Annotated in this window: 22 protein-coding genes and 1 pseudogene; 11 read left to right on the top strand and 12 right to left on the bottom strand. The window is 74.2% G+C overall.

Annotation, left to right across the window (positions count from 1 at the left end; translation table 11 throughout):
• The coding region (locus FHL80_RS11570) for a DEAD/DEAH box helicase (protein WP_246078624.1) at positions 1 to 1,571 on the top strand (1,571 nt) is incomplete at its 5' end.
• Positions 1,572 to 1,724: 153 nt separating this feature from the next.
• Complete coding sequence (locus FHL80_RS11575) at positions 1,725 to 2,324, top strand: hypothetical protein (protein WP_138733567.1); 600 nt, start codon at positions 1,725 to 1,727, stop codon at positions 2,322 to 2,324.
• A 44-nt stretch (positions 2,325 to 2,368) separates the two neighbouring features.
• Here the strand turns inward: FHL80_RS11575 and FHL80_RS11580 are convergent, their stop codons facing one another.
• Entirely contained in the window at positions 2,369 to 3,055 is a 687-nt protein-coding gene (locus tag FHL80_RS11580) for an alpha/beta fold hydrolase (RefSeq protein ID WP_216870636.1), read from the bottom strand.
• 83 nt (positions 3,056 to 3,138) lie between these two features.
• On the opposite strand from FHL80_RS11580, the gene FHL80_RS11585 reads away from it, so the two are divergent.
• Together FHL80_RS11585 and FHL80_RS11590 are read left to right on the top strand one after the other, a co-directional pair.
• Positions 3,139 to 4,542 (top strand): NAD(P)/FAD-dependent oxidoreductase, encoded by a 1,404-nt coding sequence (locus FHL80_RS11585; RefSeq protein WP_138733569.1) that lies wholly within the window; start codon positions 3,139 to 3,141, stop codon positions 4,540 to 4,542.
• 138 nt (positions 4,543 to 4,680) lie between these two features.
• Positions 4,681 to 5,664: a GGDEF domain-containing protein gene (locus tag FHL80_RS11590; RefSeq protein WP_138733570.1), complete on the top strand. Its 984-nt coding sequence runs from the start codon at positions 4,681 to 4,683 to the stop codon at positions 5,662 to 5,664.
• Positions 5,665 to 5,671: 7 nt separating this feature from the next.
• Here the strand turns inward: FHL80_RS11590 and FHL80_RS11595 are convergent, their stop codons facing one another.
• Together FHL80_RS11595 and FHL80_RS11600 are read right to left on the bottom strand one after the other, a co-directional pair.
• Positions 5,672 to 6,583, bottom strand: coding sequence for a hypothetical protein (locus FHL80_RS11595; protein ID WP_246078625.1), 912 nt, complete (start codon positions 6,581 to 6,583; stop codon positions 5,672 to 5,674).
• A 45-nt stretch (positions 6,584 to 6,628) separates the two neighbouring features.
• Positions 6,629 to 7,630 carry a helix-turn-helix transcriptional regulator gene (locus tag FHL80_RS11600; protein ID WP_138733571.1) on the bottom strand — a complete coding sequence of 334 codons (1,002 nt, stop codon included), beginning with the start codon at positions 7,628 to 7,630 and terminating at the stop codon, positions 6,629 to 6,631.
• A gap of 92 nt (positions 7,631 to 7,722) precedes the next feature.
• On the opposite strand from FHL80_RS11600, the gene FHL80_RS11605 reads away from it, so the two are divergent.
• Both FHL80_RS11605 and FHL80_RS11610 read left to right on the top strand, forming a co-directional pair.
• Entirely contained in the window at positions 7,723 to 8,250 is a 528-nt protein-coding gene (locus FHL80_RS11605; protein WP_138733572.1) for a DinB family protein, read from the top strand.
• 92 nt (positions 8,251 to 8,342) lie between these two features.
• Positions 8,343 to 9,293 (top strand): S1C family serine protease, encoded by a 951-nt coding sequence (locus tag FHL80_RS11610; RefSeq protein WP_138733573.1) that lies wholly within the window; start codon positions 8,343 to 8,345, stop codon positions 9,291 to 9,293.
• Positions 9,294 to 9,336: 43 nt separating this feature from the next.
• On the opposite strand, the gene FHL80_RS11615 is transcribed toward FHL80_RS11610, so the two are convergent.
• The 3 genes from FHL80_RS11615 to FHL80_RS11625 form a co-directional block, all read right to left on the bottom strand.
• Positions 9,337 to 9,927, bottom strand: a complete 591-nt coding sequence (locus FHL80_RS11615; RefSeq protein WP_138733574.1) for a hypothetical protein — start codon at positions 9,925 to 9,927, stop codon at positions 9,337 to 9,339.
• 94 nt (positions 9,928 to 10,021) lie between these two features.
• Positions 10,022 to 10,855 carry a DUF817 domain-containing protein gene (locus FHL80_RS11620; RefSeq protein WP_138733575.1) on the bottom strand — a complete coding sequence of 278 codons (834 nt, stop codon included), beginning with the start codon at positions 10,853 to 10,855 and terminating at the stop codon, positions 10,022 to 10,024.
• A 237-nt stretch (positions 10,856 to 11,092) separates the two neighbouring features.
• The gene (locus FHL80_RS11625; RefSeq protein ID WP_138733576.1) at positions 11,093 to 11,581 is read right to left on the bottom strand and encodes an SRPBCC family protein; all 489 of its coding nucleotides are present in this window, start codon (positions 11,579 to 11,581) and stop codon (positions 11,093 to 11,095) included.
• A 116-nt stretch (positions 11,582 to 11,697) separates the two neighbouring features.
• Between FHL80_RS11625 and FHL80_RS11630 the strand changes: the two genes are divergently transcribed.
• Positions 11,698 to 12,186 carry a winged helix-turn-helix transcriptional regulator gene (locus tag FHL80_RS11630; RefSeq protein ID WP_138733577.1) on the top strand — a complete coding sequence of 163 codons (489 nt, stop codon included), beginning with the start codon at positions 11,698 to 11,700 and terminating at the stop codon, positions 12,184 to 12,186.
• A gap of 345 nt (positions 12,187 to 12,531) precedes the next feature.
• Positions 12,532 to 13,881: a right-handed parallel beta-helix repeat-containing protein gene (locus tag FHL80_RS11635; RefSeq protein WP_216870637.1), complete on the top strand. Its 1,350-nt coding sequence runs from the start codon at positions 12,532 to 12,534 to the stop codon at positions 13,879 to 13,881.
• A gap of 102 nt (positions 13,882 to 13,983) precedes the next feature.
• Here FHL80_RS11635 and FHL80_RS11640 read toward each other — a convergent pair whose 3' ends face one another.
• A complete protein-coding gene (locus FHL80_RS11640; protein ID WP_138733579.1) occupies positions 13,984 to 16,305 on the bottom strand; it encodes a thiamine pyrophosphate-binding protein in 2,322 nt (773 codons plus the stop codon).
• 52 nt (positions 16,306 to 16,357) lie between these two features.
• Positions 16,358 to 17,116 carry a B3/B4 domain-containing protein gene (locus FHL80_RS11645; protein WP_138733580.1) on the bottom strand — a complete coding sequence of 253 codons (759 nt, stop codon included), beginning with the start codon at positions 17,114 to 17,116 and terminating at the stop codon, positions 16,358 to 16,360.
• 201 nt (positions 17,117 to 17,317) lie between these two features.
• On the opposite strand from FHL80_RS11645, the gene FHL80_RS11650 reads away from it, so the two are divergent.
• Positions 17,318 to 17,650, top strand: coding sequence for a GYD domain-containing protein (locus FHL80_RS11650; protein WP_138733581.1), 333 nt, complete (start codon positions 17,318 to 17,320; stop codon positions 17,648 to 17,650).
• A 249-nt stretch (positions 17,651 to 17,899) separates the two neighbouring features.
• Positions 17,900 to 18,319, top strand: coding sequence for a MarR family transcriptional regulator (locus FHL80_RS11655; RefSeq protein WP_138733582.1), 420 nt, complete (start codon positions 17,900 to 17,902; stop codon positions 18,317 to 18,319).
• A gap of 38 nt (positions 18,320 to 18,357) precedes the next feature.
• Here the strand turns inward: FHL80_RS11655 and FHL80_RS11660 are convergent, their stop codons facing one another.
• Both FHL80_RS11660 and FHL80_RS11665 read right to left on the bottom strand, forming a co-directional pair.
• Positions 18,358 to 19,326, bottom strand: coding sequence for a hypothetical protein (locus FHL80_RS11660; RefSeq protein WP_138733583.1), 969 nt, complete (start codon positions 19,324 to 19,326; stop codon positions 18,358 to 18,360).
• Positions 19,327 to 19,419: 93 nt separating this feature from the next.
• On the bottom strand, positions 19,420 to 20,958 hold the full coding sequence (locus tag FHL80_RS11665; protein WP_216870638.1) for an exonuclease domain-containing protein: 1,539 nt from the start codon (positions 20,956 to 20,958) through the stop codon (positions 19,420 to 19,422).
• Positions 20,959 to 21,447: 489 nt separating this feature from the next.
• Here FHL80_RS11665 and FHL80_RS11670 point away from each other — a divergent pair, with 489 nt between their 5' ends.
• On the top strand, positions 21,448 to 22,038 hold the full coding sequence (locus tag FHL80_RS11670; protein WP_138733585.1) for an HIRAN domain-containing protein: 591 nt from the start codon (positions 21,448 to 21,450) through the stop codon (positions 22,036 to 22,038).
• Positions 22,039 to 22,068: 30 nt separating this feature from the next.
• Here the strand turns inward: FHL80_RS11670 and FHL80_RS11675 are convergent, their stop codons facing one another.
• Positions 22,069 to 22,275 (bottom strand): hypothetical protein, encoded by a 207-nt coding sequence (locus FHL80_RS11675; protein WP_138733586.1) that lies wholly within the window; start codon positions 22,273 to 22,275, stop codon positions 22,069 to 22,071.
• A 6-nt stretch (positions 22,276 to 22,281) separates the two neighbouring features.
• Positions 22,282 to 22,350: pseudogene (locus FHL80_RS27070) on the bottom strand (hypothetical protein); the annotation flags it as partial.
• Between the last annotated feature and the right edge of the window lie 3 nt (positions 22,351 to 22,353).

Below are 22,353 nucleotides of genomic sequence, written 5' to 3' on the forward strand. Positions count from 1 at the left end.
GTGACGGCGAGACCGCGCGGCGCCGTCGCGGTGGCCGCGGCCGCGGCACCGGCCCCCGCCCCGAGGGCCAGCAGACCACGACCCGCACCCCGTCCCGCGCCGAGGAGACCGTGCCGGTCGCACCCGTGGTCCCGGTCGGCGACGAGGCCACCGTCGTCGCCACCGACACGACCTTCGCCGCGCTCGGCGTCCCGGCCCCGCTGGTCGAGGTGCTCACCGCCAGCGGCATCACCGCGCCGTTCCCGATCCAGGTCGCCACGCTGCCCGACACGCTCGCCGGTCGCGACGTGCTCGGCCGCGGCCGCACCGGCTCGGGCAAGACCCTGGCCTTCTCCATCCCGCTGGTCGCCCGGCTGGCCGCCTCCACCAGCAAGCGGCAGCCCAAGCGCCCGCGCTCGCTGATCCTGGTGCCGACCCGTGAGCTGGCCAACCAGGTCAACGCGGTCGTCGACCCGCTGGCCCGCGCCCTGGGCATGCGCTCGACCGTCGTCTTCGGCGGCGTCGGGCAGAACCCGCAGGTGCAGGCGCTGGCCGCCGGCGTCGACGTGCTCATCGCCTGCCCCGGCCGGCTCGAGGACCTCATCGGCCAGGGCCACGCCGACCTCGGCGCCGTCGAGATCACCATCCTCGACGAGGCCGACCACATGGCCGACCTGGGCTTCCTGCCCGGCGTGAAGCGGCTGCTGGACCGCACCCCGAAGGTCGGTCAGCGGCTGCTGTTCTCCGCGACGCTCGACAACGGCGTCGACGTGCTGGTCAAGCGCTACCTGGACCGGCCGACCACGCACTCGGTCGACCCGGCCGTCGCCCCCGTGTCGACGATGACCCACCACGTGTTCCGGGTCGACCCGCTGGACAAGTCCCAGATCGTCAAGGAGCTCGCCTCGGGCCTCGGCCGCAGCGTCCTGTTCACCCGGACCAAGCACCAGGCGAAGAAGCTGGCCAAGCAGCTGACCGCCGCCGGCGTGCCCGCCGTCGACCTGCACGGCAACCTCAGCCAGAACGCCCGCGAGCGCAACCTCGAGGCGTTCAGCACCGGCGAGACCCGGGTGCTCTGCGCGACCGACATCGCCGCCCGCGGCATCCACGTCGACGACGTGGCGATCGTGGTGCACGTCGACCCGCCGGCCGAGCACAAGGCCTACCTGCACCGCTCGGGCCGGACCGCCCGCGCCGGCGCCGGCGGCACCGTGGTCACCATCGCGACGCCCGACCAGGCCGCCGAGGTGCGCACCCTGGCCCGCCAGGCCGGGATCACCCCCGAGGTCTCGGCGATCAAGCCGGGCGCCCGGGAGATCACCGCGCTGACCGGGCCGGCCGCGGAGTTCGTCGAGCCCGCCCCGGTGGCCGCACCCCAGCCGCAGGGCAGCGGCGGTGGCGCCAACGGCGGCCGCCGTCGTCGGTCCGGCGGGGCCGGCACGTCGTCGGGCTCCACGACGTCGTCCTCCGGTGGTGGGCGTGGCGGCCAGACCCGCTCGGCCGGTCCGGCACGCACCCGGGCCGAGCTCGCCGCACGCGCCGGTCAGGCGCCGAGCGGCGCCGGCCGGGGTCGCGGCCGGTCGGGTCGCTGACCCACCTGATCACCCCGGGCTGGTGGTGGTCATCCGTCTCGGATGACCACCGCCAGCCCGATCTCGCCCAGAGGGCCCCCGGTCGCGGGCGGGCGGCAGGACAGGAACGATGATGTTGAGCACTGCAGCATCCCGTCGCCTGTGAGGTCTCCCATGCGCCTGCCCATCACCCCCGCCGAGATCGCGCCGCGCATCGCCACCGGTGCGTTCATCCTCAACTCCGGCCTCGGCAAGCGCGGCGCCGACGAGGGCACCGCCGCCTACCTGCACGGCTTCGCCGTCGGGACCTACCCCTTCCTGGCCAGGGTCCCGCCCACCACCTTCGCCAAGGTGCAGTCCGCCGCGGAGATCGCCATCGGCGCGGCCCTGCTGACGCCGCTGGTCCCGACGGCGGTCGCCGGGGCGATGCTCACCGGCTTCTCCGCCTCGCTGCTCGGCCTCTACCTGCGCACGCCCGGGATGACCAAGCCCGGCAGGAGCGTCGCCCCCACCCAGGAGGGCCTGCCGATCGCCAAGGACGTCTGGATGCTCGGGATCGGCATCGGGCTGCTGACCGAGGGGCTGCTCGACCGGCAGCCCCGCGCCGCCGCCGACACCGCCGCGCAGCGCCGGGCCGCCAAGGCGAAGGCCAAGCAGGCACGTCAGGCCCAGGCCCGCAAGGCCGCGCAGGTGAGCCAGCGGGCCAGCCGGAAGGCCGCCAAGCAGGCCGGGATCGCCGCCGCGGCGCGTCGCGAGGCCGTCGCCGCCTCCTAGAAGTAACCCCCTGCCCCCACCACTCGCGAGCTCGAGGCGGGCTCCTACGAGGAGGCCTGGGAGCGGACGAGCCCGGCGATGAGCTCGGCGACGGCGGCGGGGTGGGTCTGCGGGGTCATGTGCGCCGCCCCGGGGAACTCGACGAGCCGGCCCCGGGGCGCGCAGTCGGCCAGGTGCGCAGCCCAGTCGTGCGGGCACAGCACGTCCCGCTCCCCCCGGACGACGACGACCGGGACGGCGACCCGGCGCAGCCGGTCGTCGACCCGGTCGTCGGACAGCCGCCGCCACAGTGCGGTCATCGCCGCCGGCCCGGTGTGCAGCCACTGGGAGAGCACCAGCGGCAACTGCCACCAGGGCTCGCGCAGGGCGGTGCGCACCCAGCGGGCCGCCAGCACGGTCAGCCGGCGCATCCGCGGGTCGGTGGTCGGCCCCAGCAGCAGCAGGCCGACCACCCGCGGGTCCCGCTCGGCGACGGCGGCCACCACCTGGCAGCTCTGCGAGTGCCCGACCAGCACGACCGGCCCGCTGCCGAGGCCCGCGCGGAGCTCGTCGGCCAGCTCGGGAAGCGAGCCGACGGAGCGGCGCAGCCCCATACCGGGCAGAATGACCACCGTCCCGCCACTGCGCCGTCGCAGTCGGGCGGAGGAACGCACGTCCAGGCCCAGCCCTGGCACGAGCACGATCCTGGGAACAGCTGCGGCCTCGGCAGCGCTGTCCTGGGTGGAGCTCACCACGTCACCCGGCGGAGGTGGAGCGCAGCAGCCCACAGCGCGGTGGGATGATGAGTCATCATGACGACATATCAGGAGGCACCGTGACCACCGCGACCCAGCCCACCGGACAGCGACCCCGGGTCGTCATCGTCGGGTCGGGGTTCGGCGGTCTCTTCGCCGCCCAGCGGCTCAAGAAGGCCCCTGTCGACGTCACCCTGATCGGGAAGACCACCCACCACCTCTTCCAGCCGCTGCTCTACCAGGTGGCCACCGGCATCCTCTCCGAGGGCGAGATCGCCCCGGCCACCCGGGAGATCCTCTCCCGTCAGGACAACGCCCGCGTCGTCCTCGGTGAGGTCACCGACATCGACCTCGCCGCGCGCACCGTCACCTCCGTGGTGCTCGGCCGCACCACCGTGCACGAGTACGACGAGCTGATCGTCGCCGCCGGCGCCGGGCAGTCCTACTTCGGCAACGACCAGTTCGCCGAGTACGCCCCCGGCATGAAGAGCATCGACGACGCCCTCGAGCTGCGCGGCCGGATCTTCGGCGCCTTCGAGCTCGCCGAGCTGGCCAACGACCCCGCCGAGATCGACCGGCTGCTGACCTTCGTCGTCGTCGGCGCCGGCCCGACCGGGGTCGAGATGGCCGGGCAGATCGCCGAGCTGGCCCGCCGCACGCTGCGCCGCGACTTCCGCAACATCGACCCGACCAGCGCCCGGGTGATCCTGCTCGACGCCGCGCCGAAGGTGCTGCCGCCGTTCGCCGACTCCCTCGGCCAGAACGCGCACAAGCGGCTGAACGAGATTGGTGTCGAGGTCCAGCTCGGCGCGATGGTCACCAACGTCGACGCCGACGGCATCGTGGTCAAGGACGGCGACGGGCACGAGCGCCGGATCCACTCCGCCACCAAGATCTGGGCCGCCGGCGTGCAGGCCAGCGCACTGGGCAAGCTGCTCGGCGAGCAGTCCGGCGCGGCGGTCGACCGGGCCGGCCGGGTGTCCGTGCAGCCCGACCTCACCCTCCCGGGGCACCCCGAGGTGCACGTCGTCGGCGACATGATCTCGCTGAACCGGCTCCCCGGTGTCGCCCAGGTCGCCATCCAGGGCGGGCGCTTTGCCGCGGACGCCATCAAGGCCCGCATCGCCGGCCGCTCGACGACGCCGGAGTTCCACTACCACGACAAGGGCAGCATGGCGACGGTCGCGCGGTTCGCCGCGGTCGCCGACCTGGGCAAGCTGAAGTTCACCGGCTTCATCGCCTGGGTGATGTGGCTGGTCGTGCACATCTTCTACGTCGTGGGCTTCAAGAGCCGCTTCACCACTGCGCTCGGCTGGGCGGTCAGCTTCCTGGGCCGCGGCCGCGGGCAGCGCACCGCCACCCAGCAGCAGGTCTACGGCCGGCTGGCCCTGGAGGAGCTCGGGTCGTCCTTCGAGGTCTCCAAGACCGGCGGCCAGAAGGACACCCGGGTGCCGGTCGACGTCACCGGGCGCGAGTCCGCCTGACACCCCCTCAGGACGACGAAGGCCCCGTCCCCGCAGCTGCGGGGACGGGGCCTCGCTTCGTTCAGAACGGTAGGGCGTCCGGGCCCGGCTGCCGGCCCCTCTCCCTCACCCCGAAGGGTCGCCGGGACCCGGCGCCCGGTGTCGATACCCGACGACCCGGCCGATCTCCCCGGTGACATGGACACGGAGACGACGGGCAGCAGGCTGCCGCCACACGTGGGGCTGCTCGCGCTGCTGCACGGCGCCGGCGGCCTGCTCTGCGCGGTGGGCGCGCTGCGGCCGATGAGCCCGGACACGCCGGTCGGGCTGGCCTGGGTGCTGGCGGCGGTCGGCCTGACGGTGGCCGCGCTGCTGGCCACCGCCGGCGACCGGCTCCCCGCGGTCGCCCAGCACACCGCGCTGGCCCTGTTCTCGCTGCTGCTGGCCCTGCTCGCCGCCCGGTCGGCCACCCCGCAGGGGGTCGTCGGCCTCGGGCCGGTGCTGATCTGCACGGGCCTCTACGCGGCCCACTTCCTCTCCCTGCGGGCGGCCCGGGCGCAGGTGCTCCTCGCCGTGGTGACGGCCACCCTCGGCGCGCTCGCCGCCCGCCCGACCGGCTTCCTGCTGCCCTGGACGATCGCCGTGCTCGCCGCCCTCGTGCTGACCGAGGCGCACGCCCGGCTGAACGGCCGACTCCGCACCCAGGCCTCCGTCGACCCGCTCACCGGCGTGGCCAACCGGCGCGCCTGGGAGGCCGAGGCCACCCGCGGCCTGGCCCGCGCGGCACGCACCGGCGAACCGCTGACCGTCGCGATCCTGGACCTCGACGGCTTCAAGGCGGTCAACGACCGCGACGGGCACGGCGCCGGGGACCGGTTGCTGCGTCAGGTCGCGACCGCGTGGCGGACCCGGCTGCGCACCTCGGACCTGCTGGGCCGGTACGGCGGGGACGAGTTCGTGCTCTGCCTGCCCGGCACCGACGCCCGCACCGCCGCGGACGTGCTGCAGCGCCTGGACGGCGGCCTGCCGGTCGGCTGGTCGGTGGGGACGGCGACCGCGCACCGCGGGGACTCGCTGACCGAGCTGCTGCGGCGCGCCGACGTCCGGCTCTACGAGGGCAAGCGCGCCCGCCGGGAGACCTGACCGGCGGTCAGCGCCCGCCCGCCTCCAGCTCCGCCACCCGCGCGGCCGACCGGTCCCGGATCGCCGCGGCGGTCTCCGACCGGCGGACGGCGGCGTCCCGCCGGCGCTCGGTCTGCTGCGCGCGGGACACCGCCTCGGCGGCCTCCCGCTCGGCCCGGCGCAGCTCACCAGCCAGCTGGTCGGCCCGCCGGCGCAGGTCCTCCCGCCGCTGCTGCGCGTCGGCGAGCTCCTGCTCCGCCGCCTCGGCCGCCGCTGCGGCGTCCCGGGCCACCCCGGTGGCCTCCTCGGCGTCGCGCCGGGCCTGGTCGAGCTCCCGCTGCCGGCGCTCCTCGGCCTCGCGGCGGCGCCGGTCCGCGCCGTCCTCCGTCGGCGCCTCCTCCGCCTGGCGTCGCGGTGCCGGCCCCGAGCGCACCGGCGTCGCCAGGGCACCGCTGAGGTCGACCGGTCCGAGGCCGCTGTAGGTCAGCGCGGTGGTCAGCCGGCCGGCGGCCAGGGCCTCCCCGGCGTCGGGGTCGACGACGGCGGCCCGCAGCGTGCTCTCCACCTGCTCGGCGACGGCGGTGCTGACGTCGTGGCCCTCCGCGTGCGCCAGCCCGCGCGCCTGCCGGGCCAGCGCGGCCACCACCTGGTTGCGCTGCTGGCCGAGCTTGCGGAGCTCGGGTCCGGACAACGCCTGCTGGGCCTGGCGGAGCATCTCGCCGACCTCGCGCAGCTGGCTGACCTCCTCGGGCCGGCGGCGGACGAGCAGGTTGCAGACCCAGGCCGCGGTCGTCGGCTTGGGCAGTGCGATGACCGCCTTGGCCAGCTCCTTGTCCCCGTCCTTCACCCGGTCGCGGGCGGCGGTCCGGGCCGCGACGAACTCCTCGGGCGGCACGCCGTAGAGCTCCTCGGCGATGCCGTCCAGCGCGTCGTCGTCCACCGCTCCTCCTCTCCGCCGGCGGTCAGGGACCCCTGCAGCATGCCGCTACCCCACCGGGTCGGACCGGGAGCCTGCAGCGCCACGGTCGCCGGCGAGGGCGCGGGCGAAGCGCTGCGACCACTCCCCCAGGCGCTCGCGCAGCTCGTCCGGGGCGACCACGGTGAACTCCGCCCGCACGGCGCCGAGCACCAGCACCGGCCAGTCCAGCGAGTCGGTCTCCATCCGCAGCCGGCAGCGGTCCGGGCCCTCGTCGGCGACCTGCACCCAGCGCCCCACCCGGTCCCGCACCACCGCCGCCGGCGCCTCGACCACCGCCTCCACCGAGCGGCTCACCCGGAACTGGTCCATGCCCGCCCGGACGAAGGCGGCGGCGTCCTCGGCGGGCAGCGGCCGCGGCGCGAACCGGGCCCCGGTGCCGCGCACGCCGGACATCCGGTCGAGCCGGAAGCTGCGCCAGTCGCCCCGCGAGGGGTCGTAGGCGACCAGGTACCAGCGCCGGCCGAGCGACACCAGGCGGTGCGGTTCGACCAGCCGCGCACCGGACTCCCCGGACGCCCGGGTGTAGGCGAACTCCAGCCGCCGCGTCTCCCGGCAGGCCTGCGCCACCTCGACGAGTGCCTGCGGGTCGACCTCCGGCCCACCGTCGGACCACGGCGGCGCGGGCACCGTGACGGCGCGCAACGCGTCGACCCGGCGGCGCAGCCGGGCCGGCAGCACCGGCACCACCTTGGTGAGCGCCCGCACCGACGGCTCGGCCATCCCGGCGACCACCCCGGCCGCGGCGGCCTGCAGGCCGACGGTGAGGGCCACGGCCTCGTCGTCGTCCAGGACCAGCGGCGGCAGGGCGGCCCCAGCGGCCAGCCGGTAGCCGCCGTCGACCCCTGGTCGGGCCTCGACCGGGTAACCCAGGTCGCGCAACCGCTCGACGTCGCGGCGCAGCGTGCGGAGGGAGACGCCCAGCCGGACGGCGAGGTCCGGGCCCGCCCAGTCCCGGCGCCCCTGCATCAGCGAGAGCAACCGGAGCGCACGGGAGGTCGGGTCGGCCATGGCACCAGAGTCTTCCGGAAAGCGGCCAGGACATGGCACCAATTGCTCCTAGCGTCGTCCGTACAGATCGGATCGACGAGAGGCAGACACCCATGACCACCACCGACGCGACCACCACCCTCACCGCCGAGCGGGCCGACCTGCTCGACGCACTGACCGGCCACCGCTGGTTCCTGACCCACACCGTGCAGGGGCTGAGCGAGGAGCAGGCCCGGATCCGCCCGACCGCCAGCGAGCTGACCCTGGGCGGACTGGTCAAGCACGTCACCGCCACCGAGCGGATGTGGGCGCGCTTCGCCGTCGACGGCCCGGCGTCGTTCCCCGTCTTCGACGAGTCGACCGCCGCCGACTGGGCCGCGGACTTCGTCATGCTGCCGACCGAGACCCTGGCCGGGCTGCTCGCGGAGTACGCGGACGTGGCGGCACGCACCGACGAGCTGGTGCGGTCCCTCCCCGACCTGGACGCCGCCCACCCGCTGCCCGAGGCGCCGTGGTTCACCCCGGGCGCCACCCGCTCGGCCCGCCGGGTGTTCCTGCACGTGATCGCCGAGACCGCCCAGCACGCCGGGCACGCGGACATCCTGCGGGAGTCGATCGACGGCCAGAAGACGATGGGCTGACCACTGTTCGCTCCGGGCGTGACCGGCAGGCCCCCGCAGCGCCACCATCAGGCGTTCACTGATCACTCGTAAGCGGGTAATCAGGAGGTGCCATGAGCCTGTCGGACGAGCACGACACCGAGCCGGCGCTGGACGCCTACTCGCGGGTGGTCACCACGGTGGCCGCCGAGATGGCGCCGCACGTCGCCGCGCTGGAGGTGAGCGGGCCCGGCGGCCGGGGCGGCGCCGGCTCGGGCGTCATCGTCAGCGACGACGGGCTGCTGCTGACCAACGCGCACGTCGTCGCGCACTCCACCGGCGGCCGGGCGGTGTTCAGCGACGGCTCGGATGCGCCGGTGGAGGTGGTGGGCGCGGACCCGCTGTCGGACCTGGCCGTGGTCCGCGCCCGCGGCGTCACGCCGCCGCCGGCGGTGCTCGGCGACGCCGCGACGCTGCAGGTCGGCCAGCTGGTGGTGGCGGTGGGCAACCCGTTCGGGCTGGCCGGCTCGGTCACCGCCGGTGTGGTGAGCGCCCTGGGCCGCTCGCTGCCGACCCGCGACGGGCGCACGGCGCGGGTGGTCGAGGACGTGATCCAGACCGATGCCGCGCTGAACCCGGGCAACTCCGGCGGCGCACTGGCCGACGCCCGCGGCCGGGTCGTCGGGATCAACACCGCGGTGGCCGGCTGGGGGCTCGGCCTGGCCGTGCCCGTCAACGACACCAGCCGGCGGATCGTGGAGACGCTGCTGCGCGACGGGCGGGTGCGCCGCGCCTACCTGGGGCTGGTCAGCAGCCCGGTGCCGCTGCCGGCCGATCTCGCCACGCGCACCGGTCAGCGGCGCGGGCTGCAGGTGCTCGACGTCATCGCCGGCTCCCCGGCCGACCGGGCGGGGCTCAAGGCCGGCGACCTGGTGCTGGAGGCGGGCCGGGCACCGGTGGCCGCGGCGCAGAGCCTGCAGCGGCTGCTGTTCGCCGAGGCGATCGGCCGACCGCTGCCGGTGACCGTCGTCCGCCGGGGCGCGATGGTCGACGTCATCACCGTCCCCAGCGAGCTCACCGGCTGACCGGCCGGCCGCGCAGCGGGCACCGGGTCGGGCACGCACCGGGTCAGGCCGCCAGCGCTGCCCGCGCCGTCGACGCGGTCAGCAGGGTGAACCGCCAGGCCGGTGGTGGTCGCCGCCCGTGCAGCACCACCCGGCAGGCGCCGAGGTCCGCCACGCCGGCGAACCCCTCGGCGCGCTGGTGCAGCCAGAGCAGGAACGGGTGACCGTCGACGTCCATCGTGGTGCGCGGCCAGGTCCGGACGTCGTCCAGCCGGGCGGCGACCGACCGGCCGGTCGCGCCGGCCTGCTGGGTCCACCGCAGGGTGTCCGCGGCCGAGGCGCTGTGCGGGATGAGCTTGAGCAGCATGCTCGTCACCGCCGTCTCGGCGATGCCGCGCAGGCTGCCGTCGACGGTCCAGCCGCCGTCCGCGTCCGGGCGGGAGCCGCGCCGGGCGATGGTGCGCACTGACCAGGCCGGTGGCGCGTCCGCCGGCGTGCCCGGCGGCGGGACCGGGCCGACGCTGACGTCCTCCCACCAGGTGGGTGCGCCGGGCGCGGCACTGCCCCGGCCGGCGGCGAGCAGGCAGAGGGACCGGGTGGGCACGCCCGCCGGCACCAGCACCGGCATGTCCAGGCCGGCCAGCGAGATCGTCATCAAGGATGATCTACACCCACCGGGCCCCGCCGTCGAGGTCCCGGCGGCGGCGACCCGGTGGCCCACCCGGTCTGCGCCACGCAGGTCCGACCGCTCAGCGCACCGGCGTCCGCTCCCGCTGCGCCGGCCGCTCCGGTGGTGCGTCGTACGCCCGCTGGACCGTGAGGTCGCCGGCGTCGCCGTACAGCCGGCCCTCGCGGGACTTCACCGCGGCGACCAGCACGATGCTGACGACGACGAGCAGCGACCACGAGCCGAGCTTGGCCGCGTGCACCAGCGTCCACACCGACTCCTGGGACGGGTACTGCCAGGCGCGCAGCCAGGTGGCGCCGTTCTCGGCGACCCAGAGGAAGAAGCCGATCAGGCCGAAGGACAGCGCGAGCGGCATCGCGTAGCGGCGGCGGCCGACGGTGAAGTGCACCCAGGTGCGCCGGGTGACGACCAGCAGGGCGGCAGCCAGCGGCAGCCGCGCGTCCCAGGTGACGTGCGAGGTGAAGAAGTTCAGGTAGACCAGGCCGGCCACCCCGGCGGTGGTACGCGGCCGGTAGCCGGTGATCCGCAGGTCGAACCGGCGCCACGCCTGGCAGACGTAACTGCCGACCGCGGCGTACATGAACCCGCTGTAGAGCGGGACGCCGCCGATCGCCACGTGCCCGGTGTCGGGGTAGGACCACGAGCCCTGCCGGACCTTGAACAGCTCGAGCGCCAGGCCGACCAGGTGGAAGCCGAAGATCACGGCGACCTCGCGGCCGGTCTCCCAGCCGAGCAGCCACAGCACCAGGGTCACGGCGAGGCACCAGCCCAGCAGCGCGTCGGCCGGGTCGACCGGGAGCGGCAGCACCCGGACGAGCGCCAGGCCGAGGAAGAACAACACGGCGAACAGGCAGCACTGCGCCTCGAGCCAGGCGAACCGGAACAGCTGTCGCACGCGAGGAGGCTAGGTGACGCCGGTCCCTGAGCCGGGTAGGTGGACGGTTCGGCGGCCTGACCCCGTCCTGCTGACGCCGAGGCCACGCGGCTCACGGTCCCCTTGACGACCACCGGCGGCAGAAGGAACGTCGTCCTGCGCCGAGGACGTCCGTCCTGGGGCTGAGCCCGGCCGCGGTGGACCCGGACGGGCGGCACCGCCTGCCCGTCCGGGTCGGTCCGGCGCCGTCGGCGCGGCTCAGCCGAAGGCCGCGCCCGTCTGTGCCGCCGCCAGCGCCTCCGGGCCCTCGAAGGAGTTGGGCCGGCCGGCCCCGGCGACGATGAGGTCGCGGAGACTGCCGGTGACGTACTCGCCCCAGGCGCGGGAGCAGACGTCGTAGCACTCGTGCTGCGGGTCCAGCCCCTCGTGCGTGAACCGCACCTCGGTCCGCCCGTCGCGCTCGGCGATGTCGAACACGACCGTGGTCCCCGTCCACTCCTCCTTGTCCTCCAGGAAGCTCAGGTAGCTGTCGGTCACCAGCCAGGCCACCCGCCGGCCCGGCACCAGTTCGGTGATCCGGAACTCCGACCAGTGGATGTCCGGGACGGTGTAGCTGAAGACGCCGCCGAGCACGTCGGTCCGGCCGGTGATCGTCCCGGACCACCAGGCGCGGACGTCGGTGATCGCGGCGAATGCCTGCTCCGGGGTCTGCTCGACGGAGAAGGTGTAGCTGAGGCTGGTGTCCATGCTGGGTGCACCTCTCGGTTCGTGCCGTCCGGGACCGTCACCGGCTCGACATCGGTACTTTCGTGATGCAAGTCACGGTAGAGCCTCAACTAGCGTGAAGCAAGTAGTCTCGTCGCATGCTCGGGAGGACGTACAACCGTGAGGTCTGCTCGATGGCCCGCGCCCTGGAGGTGGTGGGCGAACGCTGGAGCCTGCTGATCGTCCGGGACGCGCTGTTCGCCGGCATCAGCAGGTTCAGTGACTTCCAGCGTGGGCTGGGCATCGCCCCCAACGTGCTGGCGGCGCGGCTGGACGCCTTCGTCAGCGCAGGGTTGATGGAGCGGCGGCGGTACGCCGACCAGCCCGAGCAGTTCGACTACGTGCTCACGCCGATGGGCCGCGACCTGTCGACGTCGATCGTCGCGCTGACGCAGTGGGGCGACCGGTGGGCCGGTGCGGGCGAGCCCCCCATCCTCTACACCCATGCCGGGTGCGGCGGCGCCGTCGAGTCGCACAGCGTGTGCACCCGGTGCGGGGCGCAGGACCCGGACGACGTGCAGGCCCGACCGGGGCCCGGCATGCCCGAGGGGTACGTCGAGGCCCGGAGGCGCGGCCGCAGCGCTTGACCCCACGCACGACGACGCCCGCACAGGGACCTCGCTGCGGGCGGGTCCGCCCCGGGGCGGGTGGGGTGGCCCGCCGTCCGGCGGGGGCACCTCCCTCCGCAGGTCGGGCCTGCGACCTGCGGTGGGCACGAAGTGCCGACCAGCGGTCCGTTCACGCCACCGGAGCCGGCCCGCGATCGTGGTCCCGGCGTTGCCAGGTGATTCACAGGCTGGACTCATCCACCTCCCAACGTCCACGTCGCGGGACCCGCAGGCGTGCCCTGGACCGGAGGAGGAGCCACCATGCACCACTCGGAGAGGCCGAGACCGCGTGCTGGGCTGGCACGCGAGCTCTCGCTCGTCAGCGTGCTCGCCCTGCTGTTCGCCGTCCTGCCGGCGGGCGTCGCGTCCGCGCAGGGACACACCTGGGTCGTCGAGCCCGGTCAGTCGATCCAGGACGCCGTCGACCAGGCCAGCAGCGGCGACACCATCCAGCTGCTCGCCGGCACGTACGCGGACCAGGCCGTCTGCATCGAGGGCAAGGGCCTGAGCATCGTCGGCGCGGGAAGCGACGAGACCCGGATCACCTGGCCCGACTGGACGGTCGTCGAGGACCAGCAGGCGGCCCCGGCGGCAGGGAACGCCTGCTGGCTGGAGTGGGCCCGCCACGACCCCGAGAGCACGGTCACGGGCTCCGGGGCGGAGCTCCAGCAGAGCCTCTCCGACGACGTCTCGGCGCTCTTCTTCTTCAACCCGGACAGCCCCGTCACCGTGACCGGGCTGCAGACGGTGAACCACCCGGCCAACGGCATCGTCGTCGAGACCGGCCGCGACGTCGAGGTCACCCACACCAAGGGCGTCGCACACGACCGGTACGGCATCCTGGTCAGCAACTCGACCGACAGCCGGATCACCGACAACGTCGAGCAGGGCCTCGACCGCGGCATCCAGCAGGAGGGGACCAGCGGCAGCAGCGGGACCGCCGGCATCTCCGTCTCCGACTCGGCCGACGCCCACGCCTACGTCGCGGACAACACGTCCGACGGGTGGAACCTGGGCATCTTCATCCGCGAGGCGCGGACCGGGACCCTGGTCGGCAACACCGTCACCAACAACTGCGTGGGCATCAACATGTTCGACGACGGCAACACCGAGGTGCCGGTGGTCGCGCCGTCCACGATCGAGGCCGGCGCATGGGCGGTCCTGGGCAACACGGTCCGGGACGACCACCGGTTCTGCCTGGCCGGCATCGGTCAGGTGGAGGGCCAGCTGGCCGTCTCCGGGACCGGCGTCGCCGTCGTCAACATGGACTCGGTGCTGCTCGAGGGCAACACCATCACCGACAACGGTCCGACGCCGCCGGCACGGACGCTCGACTTCCCGGCCGCCGGGCTGCTGCTGCTCACCCTGCCGCTGTTCAACACCGACCAGCCCGACGCGGCGGGTCCGGTCACGGACGTCGCGGTCGTCGACAACGTGATCGAAGGCAACATCACGTCGGTGGACACCGATGGCCCCGGGCCCGCCGAGCCGTTCCTCGCACCGCTGGACGTCCTCGTCGGCTTCCCGCCGGGGACCGTGTTCACCGATGCAGCTGGCAACGTCGTCCCGACCCCGGTGCCCGGTCCGGGCATCCACTTCGCCGGCAACTCCTGCGGGGTCGCTCTGCTGGGCGAGGGAGTCACCGGGATCAGCGTCGGCTGCGGCGGTGCGTGAGCCGCTGCGCACCTGACCGACCGCTCGACCCGAGGGCCCTCTCGAACTCATCGAGGGGGCCCTCGGCCCGTCCGCGCCGCAAGCCCCGAGCAGGCGCAGGGATCAGTCGACGAGGTCGAGGGCTGCGCCGATCACCGTGTCGGTGTCGAGGCCGTGCAGCGCGTACACCGAGGCCAGGTCGCCGCTCTGCCCGAACTGCGTGACCCCCAGGTGCGCGGCCGGCACCCCGCGGACACCGGCCAGGAACGCCAGGGTGTGCGGGTGCCCGTCGAGGACGGTGACCATCGGCCGGGCCCGGTCGGCCGGGAAGACGGCGTCGAGGACCCAGGTCGCGGCGTCGTCCAACCCCCGGCGGGCCTGGAGCGCGCGGAACAGCAGCCCGGGGCTGGTGACCACGACGACGTCCGCGGCGATCCCGAGGTCGCCGAGCCGGTCGGCCGCGGCCAGCACCTCGGGGACGACGGCGCCCATCGCGACCAGGGTGACGCCGGGGTCGGAGACGTCGTGCCGCAGGGAGTAGGCACCGGCCACGACGTGCCGCCTCCGTCGTCCGCGGGCGGCCGGGTCGGGAGGGACCGAGGCGAGCGACTGGTCGACCGGTCGGGTGGACAGCCGCAGGTAGGCCGAGGACCCGTCGGGCCGGCCGAGCCGGGCCAGCGAGGCGAGCAGGCACCACTCGGTGTCGAGCGCGAACGCCGGCTCGTAGGTCACGCAGCCCGGCTGCTCCAGGCCGACGGACGGCGTGGTGATGGACTGGTGCGCGCCGCCCTCGGCGGCCAGCGTCACCCCGGACGGGGTGCCGACGAGGATCGACTGGCCGCCGGCGTAGATGCCGAACGACCAGGGCTCCAGCGCCCGCTCGACGAACGGGTCGTAGAGCACGCCGATCGGCAGCAGCGGCTGCCCCCACCGGCTCCAGGTCGCCCCCAGCTCGCCGATCGCGCCGACCAGGTTCGTCTCGGCGATGCCCAGCTCGATGTGCTGGCCGGAAGGACGCTCCCGCCAGTGCAGGATCGTCTCGGCGTCGTCGGCGAACCAGTTGCGCCGGTCCTCGTGCGACCAGACGCCGACCTTGTTGACCCACCCGCCGAGGTTGGTCGAGGAGCTGACGTCGGGGCTGACGGTCACCACCCGGCGGCCCGCCTCGGGAGCGGCGCGGTTGAGGTCGAGCAGGGTGCGGCCGAGTGCTGCCTGGGTGGTCGCCGTTCCCGACGGGGTGCGCCCGAGGTCGCCCGGGATCTCCGGGGCGGCCTGGGCCTCGTACGCCTCGCGCCGGAGCCGCTGGGCTGCGCCGGCCAGCAGCCGGGCCGGGGCACCGTCAGCGGGGAAGCCGGCCCACGGGTCCGCGGGGTCGAGACCGAGGCGGTCGGCCAGCGCGTGCAGCTGGGCCTCGGTCAGCAGGGCGGAGTGGTTCTGCGGATGCCCCTCGGTGGCCAGCCCGTAGCCCTTGAGCGTGTAGGCGAGGACGACGGTGGGCCGGGTGTCGTCGATCTGCGCGAACGCGTCGCGGAGGGCGGCGAGGTCGTGGCCGCCGAGGTTGCGCACCGCGGCGGCCAGGTCGGCGTCCGGGACGTCGGCGATGAGGGCGTCGACGTCCGCGGCCCCCGGTCCGTCGCCGGGCAGCAGCCGGCGCAGGTCGGCCGGGTCGTGCCGGAGCAGCCGCTGGTACTCGGGGTTGGACATCTCGTCGATCCGCGCACGGAGGGCGGCCCCACCGGGACGCGCGAACAGCTCCTCGAGCAGCCGCCCGTACTTGACGGTGAGCACCTGCCAGCCGGCCGCGGCGAACATGCCCTGCAGCCGGGTGGCGCCCATCGTCGGGACCACGCGGTCCAGGGACTGCCGGTTGAGGTCGACGACCCAGACCACCTCACCGAGCTCGGCCACCATCGGGTCGACCACGGCCTCCCAGACCGCGCCTTCGTCCAGTTCGGCGTCCCCGACCAGCGACCACTGCCGACCGGTGCCGCCCGCGCCGAGCTGGGTGTTGACGTACCGGCGGGCGATCGCTCCCCAGATCGGCGCGGTCGCGCCGATGCCGACGCTGCCGGTCGAGTAGTCCGCCGGGACGGGGTCCTTCAGCCGGCTGGGGTAGCTCTGCAGGCCGCCGAACTCGCGGAGCGTCGTCAGGTGGGCGGCGTCAAGCTGGCCGAGCAGGTACTCCAGCGCGTGCAGCACCGGCGAGGCGTGCGGCTTGACGCTCACCCGGTCCTCGGCCTGCAGCTGCTCCAGCCACAGCGAGGTCATGATGGTCACCATCGAGGCGCTGGACGCCTGGTGTCCCCCGACCTTGAGCCCACTGGGGTTCGGGCGCACCCGGTTGGCGTGGTCGACGATCACGGTCGCGAGCCACAGCACGCGCTGCTCGATCTCGCGCAGGACCTGGTCGGTGGTGCTGCCGGGCTGGGCGGCGGTGAGGGTCATCGGCAGGGCTCCCTCGGAGTGGCGGGCGGCGTGCCGGGGGTGGACGGGCACGTCAGGCCCCCATGGTGCGGTCGGCGGCGCGGATGAGCCGCCGGTGGACGACGGCGTCGGGGCTCAGTGCCTGCAGAGCGTCGGTGAGGGCGTCGGCCGCGGCGTGCAGGTCGTCGTCGGTGAGCGGATCGAGGGCGTCGAGGATGAAGACGGCGCTGCTGGTGTCGGTGGTGATGCGGGTGCGCGTCCCCTGCCGCCAGTTCCAGCGACGGCAGGTGATGGCGACCTGGTCGCACCAGACGACCTCGCCGGGCTCGGGGTGCTCGATGACGGGCTTGCCGCCGGCGGTGGTGTCGAAGGGTTCGCTGCCGTCGGCGCGGATGAGCCGCGGCGGCCCGGCGTAGGCGGCGCGGTCCTCCCCGCCCAGCGGCAGCAGGTGGGCGATGGAGACGGCGTTGTACACGTCGGTGATCCGGTCGATGCGCGGCAGCCCGTCCGGGTCCAGGCGGCGCAGCAGCGCCTCAACGCTGGAGCGGGTCCGCTGCGGCCTGGCACCGAAGGAGCGGTAGGCCTCCCGCCAGGCGGCCGGGTGCGGCAGCTGCTCCGGCTTCTGCCCGTCCAGCAGCCGGCGAGCGGTGTCCTCCGCGGTGGCGAGGAAGCGCTCGCTGGTCTGGTCACTGGGCCCGCCGCGGAGGCCGTCGGCGGACAGCAGCAGCGCCCGGTAGTCCGGCCGCAGGGCTGACACCGCAGCGTCGACCGAGGCGCCGGCGAGCCACTCCTCCGCCCCGGTGCGCGTGGCGGAGTCCTGGGAACTGGTCATCTGCGGCCTCCGCTGACGTGGGGCTGGAACACGCCGGTCGGTGCGCCATCCCCGGCCCGCGCGCGACAGCGGACGGCGCTGAGGGGGTCGCACCGCGTCCCGGGCGGCAGCGTGCCACGGATCCCACGCGAGCGGTCCAGCCGCCCGGCCGCACCTGCTGCTGGAATCGGTGACTCCACGACCTACGACGAGGTGGTCCCGATGCCCAGGTTCGTCATCTTCTTCGCCTACAGCCCTGAGACCTGGGGCCGCCTGGTCGAGCAGCCGGGTGACCGCACGGCCGCCGTGCGCGCATCGGCGGAGGCCGTCGGCGCCCGGCTGGAGGCCCTGTACTGGATGCTCGGCGAGGCGGACGGCATGGTGATCCTGGAGGCACCGGACGCCCAGACCGCCGCTGCCGTGACGGTCACCTCGGCCAGCACCGGGACGGTCCGCAGCCTGGGCACCCACCAGTTGTTCGACCAGGACGAGCTGCAGTCCGTCCTGGGCAAGGTGCGGAGCGGGCGCGCCGTCTTCCGCGCTCCAGGCACCTGACCGCCCTCGGTTGCTCCCGTTCGGCAGGACGAGCGACCGCCCCGGCCGCACGAAGCGGCCGGGGCGGCTGGAGAGCGGTGCCTCGAGGTCCCGCCGTCAGGCGAGCGTGATCCCCGAGGTCACCGCACGTCGCTGGAACGTCTCGGCGAGCCTCACCATCAGCTGGCGAGGCTCGTCCAAGTGTCAACCCGAGACTCGCCAGTGACATTCCGTATCAAGTGTCAAGCTCGTCGGCTAGGTTGATACACCGTGACAACCGCTGATGAGCGCGAACGGGCGGCGGCCCGGGACCGGGCGCGAGAGCTCGCCGTCGCCGACGCGCTGGTCTCGATCGGCCGTGCACTGACGCTGCTTGGGACCCGACTGTCCGACATCCACGATGAGGACACCGGCGATGCAGCGGTGGCGACGATCGAGCAGTCAACGACCGGTGCAGAGGTTCCCCGGGGCGGACTGGGCCCACGCCAGCTGACGGTCCTCGCCCTCGGCGGGTTCGACAGCGAGGCGGGCCTGTCGGCCGGCGACGTGGAGACCGCGACCGGCCTGCAGCGGCCGAACGTGCACAAGATGCTGCAGCGACTCACGGAGCTCGGCCACCTCGAGCAGGTGCCAGAGGAGCGTCCGACCCGCTGGCGCCGACCTACCCGGAGGACCGTGGCCGGTCGCTGATCGGGCATCGACGTTCCCGCGGCCGACGGTGTACCGGACTACCCGGTGAGCGTGCCGTCTTCCAGCATCTGGTCGGCCTCGGCGAGCAGGCCGGTGGCGAGCAGCAGCGCGGTCATTGAGTTGGACGGCGTGTAGGCCTCGTCGGCTACGCGGTGCAGCGTGTCGTGGCGGTTGAAGCGGTCGAGCGCCTCGTCCGGCAGCTTGTCTCGGCCGCCCTGCACGGCGGGCACGGCGGCCTCGATGAGAACCGCCACCTTGAACAGCCGGAACGCCAGCTCCTCGGCATCCTCGGGCACCCGGTAGTCGGAGGTCTTCACCTTCCGCAGCTCCCCGTGCGCGAACACCCACTGGAGCAGGGCGGTGAGCACGACCGTTGTCATCGCCTGCGCAGGGGCGTGCAGACCGAGCTGGTGGGCCCGCGTTGCATCCAGCAGCCGGTCCCGGTGCTCGCGCAGCGCGTCGTGCGTGACCTCGCCGGTGACCGCGGCGCAGTCGGCCACGATGTCGTCCACGTGCGCCGCCAGGAGCTCCCGGCGCCTGACCGCGTCCGGCGCGTCCAGCAGCGTGGTGACCAGCTCGCCGCGCGGCACCCACACCAGCGCCAGCCCCTCCTCCTGCGCGACCCTCAGTGCCGTGTCCGGATCGACGTCGACGCCGGCCCAGTTCGCGGGGTAGTAGCGCGCGATGTTGGCGCTCAGCTGCCGCAGCGGCTCCCGCAGCGACTCGAAGTCGATTCGGTGCACGACGCTGTTCCGGAGCTGCTGGAGCGCGGTGTCCAGTTCCGGCATGGGCGGCAGGCGAACCGGCGGGACCGGGAGGGGGAACCGAACATCGGCCAACGCCGAGATGGTGCTGAGGTTCGCGACGCGGTTCATTGCCTTGTGTACGCCGCGCAGCACCTCGGGCGGCAAGCGGAATGGGCGGTCGTCGCCTGGACCAGGGGTGGTGGTGCTCATCCCCAACAGTCTGACCCGGCACGGCCGCACCAGGTCGGCCGGGTCGGCCACTGCGGTGACAGGGCTGAGGCTTCCTACTGGCCTGTCGCCGACGACGCCCGTCGGGGGGAGCTCATGCCCTCGACCGCCTCCCCCCTACTCGGGTCAGTGGGTGCTGGCCCCGGCTTGGGCGCGGCGGTAGGCCTCGGTGACCTCGGCGGGCAGGCGCCCACGATCCCCCACCTCGTAGCCGTTGATGCGCGCCCAGGCGCGGACGGCCGCCGGGGACGGACCGACGTGTGCCGACGGGACGGTCCGCCCCTCAGCGGCCACCACGGTGGACGACTCAGTGGACGCAGTTGAGGCAGCACCGAGGCGCGGCACCGGGGCGGCCACGGCGGACTTGCTGACCACGGGCTGCAGGTGGTCCAGGAGGATCGCGAACTCGTCGGGGTGCGCGAGGCGGGTGCCGAGGGAGGCGGCGTTGTCGGCCTTGCCGCCCTCGAAGCTGCCGTCGGTGACCAGCCGCGCGGTACGGGAGGAGACGTTGCTCATCACCCGGACCCCAAGCTGATCAGCGCGTTGCTCGAGCCGCTCGCGCACGGCCCAGTCGCAGCCGGTGAAGGCGACCTTGTCCCCGACTCGCAGCGGCTCCCCGAGGGACCAGTCGGCCGGCAGTGGGCGCAGCCCGGCGGACAGGCGGGCGAGGCGGGCCCCCTCTGCTGCGTCCAGCACTGCCGTGACCACGTTCACCGGTACGTCCAGGAGGTCGGCGGTGGCTGTCAGCTCCGCCTTCTCCGCACGGCTGACCCGACCGTCATCGAGTGCGAGGTGTGCGAGCGCGAGCAGGAACCCGCGGTGGGCGGCCGCCACGGCCTGGGCGTCGAGGTCGTAGATGGCCGCGAGGTCGACCAGCGCTGCGCGCTCCTCCTCGTCGAGGACGCCGTCTTCGAGTACCTCCGACAGCAGCTGCAGGTAGGGCAGGGAGCCGTCGGGGGCACCGTCGTCGAGGGCGTCGGCCAGCCGGAACCGCTCCAGCAGCTGCACCAGCGGTATCGCTGGCGGCTTGGGGGCGGCGGTCCACCGCTGCACCCGCGCGGGGGCGTCGGCGCCGAACGGCTCGACGCCACCGGGGGCGGTGGGCCAGGCGACGTTCCAGGCCAACTGCGGGAGCGCAAGGAGCTTGGCCGTCGGCGGCTGGGCGAACCCGTGGCCGAGGTAGCCGGCCAGCAGCGCGGCGGTCGCTCGGGCGTCGCCGAGGGCGGAGTGGGCACCGGTGTGCCGGATGCCGGCGGCCTCACAGCAGTCGGGCAGTCGGCGACGGTCGAGGTGGGGCAGGTGGTCCCAGCTGGCTGCCAGCGTGCACGCGGCGGGCAGGTGCGGCAGCGCCCATCCGGCGCGGGCGTACTCAGAGCGCAGGAAGGCCAGGTCGAACTTGACGTTGTGCCCGGCGATCGCCGCGCCGGCGAGTCGGTCGCTGATCTCCTCCAGCACGTGAGTGAAGCGGGGGGCGCGGGCCACGTCGGCTGCGGTGATGCCGTGGATGTGCGTGGCGCCGACGGGTCCCTCCGGGTTGAACCGGCTCACCCACTCGTCCAGCACCCGGCCTGCGGGATCGGTGCGGACGATGGCCAGCTCCAGCACCCGGTGGCCAGCGGCCGACAGGCCGGTCGTCTCCACGTCGATGACCGCGAACCCCGGCACTCGGGTCCCGACGGGGGTCGACGTCCGGGCCGGCCCCGCCACTGCGGGCGGAACTGGCGGCGGGCCGCCCGCCGGTGCGGCGTGTCGCGGCTTGCTCTTGCGGAACCTGTCGAAGAACCCCATCGCCATCCCCCGTCGTTCGACTGTCCGGGCAGCATGTCAGCGGACGGAGACGTTCTGGCAGAGCCAGGAGCAGCTGCGCCCCACCAGCCCCGGCAGCCCCGGGAGACCGGGTCCGCCCCCATGTGACCGGCAGCGTCCTGGGCGACCTGCACGACATCGCGGCGCTCACGTGGCGGTCGGCCAACTGTTCACCGCCACTGGCTACGGTCCCCGGGCATGGGGCTGATGGACCGACTGCGGGGCCGAACGCGCGAAGATGGAACGACCTCGACGCCGGTCACCGCTCCTCCCGCACCGCCGCCTCCGCCCTCGCCCAGACCGCTCGGCAGGATTGCGGCAGTCCGGATCTCGCCGCAGCCAGCGGCGGTGTCGACGTCCCAGCAGCGCAGCGCGTCCGCTGTCGCCATCGACGACGAGTCCAATCCCCGCTGGTATGCAGCCCCCCACGGCAACAACCAGCGGTTCATCGGCACCGACGGGCGCCCCGCCGTGCACCTCATCCGGTACGACGGGGTGCTGCGGTTCTGCGAGGACAGCACCGGCCTGCTCGTCGGCCCGACCGACCGCCGACTGCTGCCCGCCGGCCTGCTCGTCTCCAACCTGCGCGGCGGCCGGTACAACGAGGCCGACTGCCGCGCCGGGGACTTCTCCCCCGGCGCCACGGTGCGCCTGGTGCCCGAACCGGACAACCCACACGACGACCAGGCGGTCGCGGTCTTCGACCTCACGGGCCAGTACCGCGCCGGGTACGTCAACAAGATGAAGGCGCGCGCCTACCTCAAGCGGCTGGCCGCCGGGGAGGAGCTGGTCGCGATCTCCCTGCGCGGCTCACGCCCCGGGGGCGACGCCGGTGTGGTTTCGATCCTGGCCGCGCCCGCACGGGTGCTCGCCCATGTCCGGGCTTCCCGGCCGGCCAGCTCACCGGCGCCGGTCTACACCCGGGCTGCGCACGGGTAGTCAGCGGACAGCGACCACGGACCGACGTGGTCAGCCGATGACCGGGATCGAGCCCAGGCCGTAGGCCTCGGTGTCCGGGTGCTCCCAGCCGAAGTCGTAGCCGAGGGTGGACAAGAACGACCACACGGCCGGGTAGCCGACTGTGGCGACGGTGAGGGTGTTCTCGTCTATGCCGTCTTCGTTGGACACCCAGAGGCCGGCGAAGCCCTCGCCCTCCTCGGCGTACAGCAGGCTCATGCGCAGGTCCGGGTACTGCGCGGCCAGCGCGTTGGCCCAGTCGATGGGCGGCTCCCACGCCGTCCGGAAGTACAGGAC

Origin of the sequence: Modestobacter excelsi (assembly GCF_005930495.1) — a bacterium.
GTDB lineage: Bacteria > Actinomycetota > Actinomycetes > Mycobacteriales > Geodermatophilaceae > Modestobacter > Modestobacter excelsi.

Coding starts and splice junctions, on each gene's coding strand:
- FHL80_RS11575 (WP_138733567.1), top strand. CDS start 1,725: ATGCGCCTGCCCATCACCCCCGCCGAGATCGCGCCGCGCATCGCCACC.
- FHL80_RS11600 (WP_138733571.1), bottom strand. CDS start 7,630: ATGGCCGACCCGACCTCCCGTGCGCTCCGGTTGCTCTCGCTGATGCAG.
- FHL80_RS11605 (WP_138733572.1), top strand. CDS start 7,723: ATGACCACCACCGACGCGACCACCACCCTCACCGCCGAGCGGGCCGAC.
- FHL80_RS11610 (WP_138733573.1), top strand. CDS start 8,343: ATGAGCCTGTCGGACGAGCACGACACCGAGCCGGCGCTGGACGCCTAC.
- FHL80_RS11615 (WP_138733574.1), bottom strand. CDS start 9,927: ATGACGATCTCGCTGGCCGGCCTGGACATGCCGGTGCTGGTGCCGGCG.
- FHL80_RS11625 (WP_138733576.1), bottom strand. CDS start 11,581: ATGGACACCAGCCTCAGCTACACCTTCTCCGTCGAGCAGACCCCGGAG.
- FHL80_RS11630 (WP_138733577.1), top strand. CDS start 11,698: ATGCTCGGGAGGACGTACAACCGTGAGGTCTGCTCGATGGCCCGCGCC.
- FHL80_RS11640 (WP_138733579.1), bottom strand. CDS start 16,305: ATGACCCTCACCGCCGCCCAGCCCGGCAGCACCACCGACCAGGTCCTG.
- FHL80_RS11645 (WP_138733580.1), bottom strand. CDS start 17,116: ATGACCAGTTCCCAGGACTCCGCCACGCGCACCGGGGCGGAGGAGTGG.
- FHL80_RS11650 (WP_138733581.1), top strand. CDS start 17,318: ATGCCCAGGTTCGTCATCTTCTTCGCCTACAGCCCTGAGACCTGGGGC.
- FHL80_RS11675 (WP_138733586.1), bottom strand. CDS start 22,275: ATGAGCCTGCTGTACGCCGAGGAGGGCGAGGGCTTCGCCGGCCTCTGG.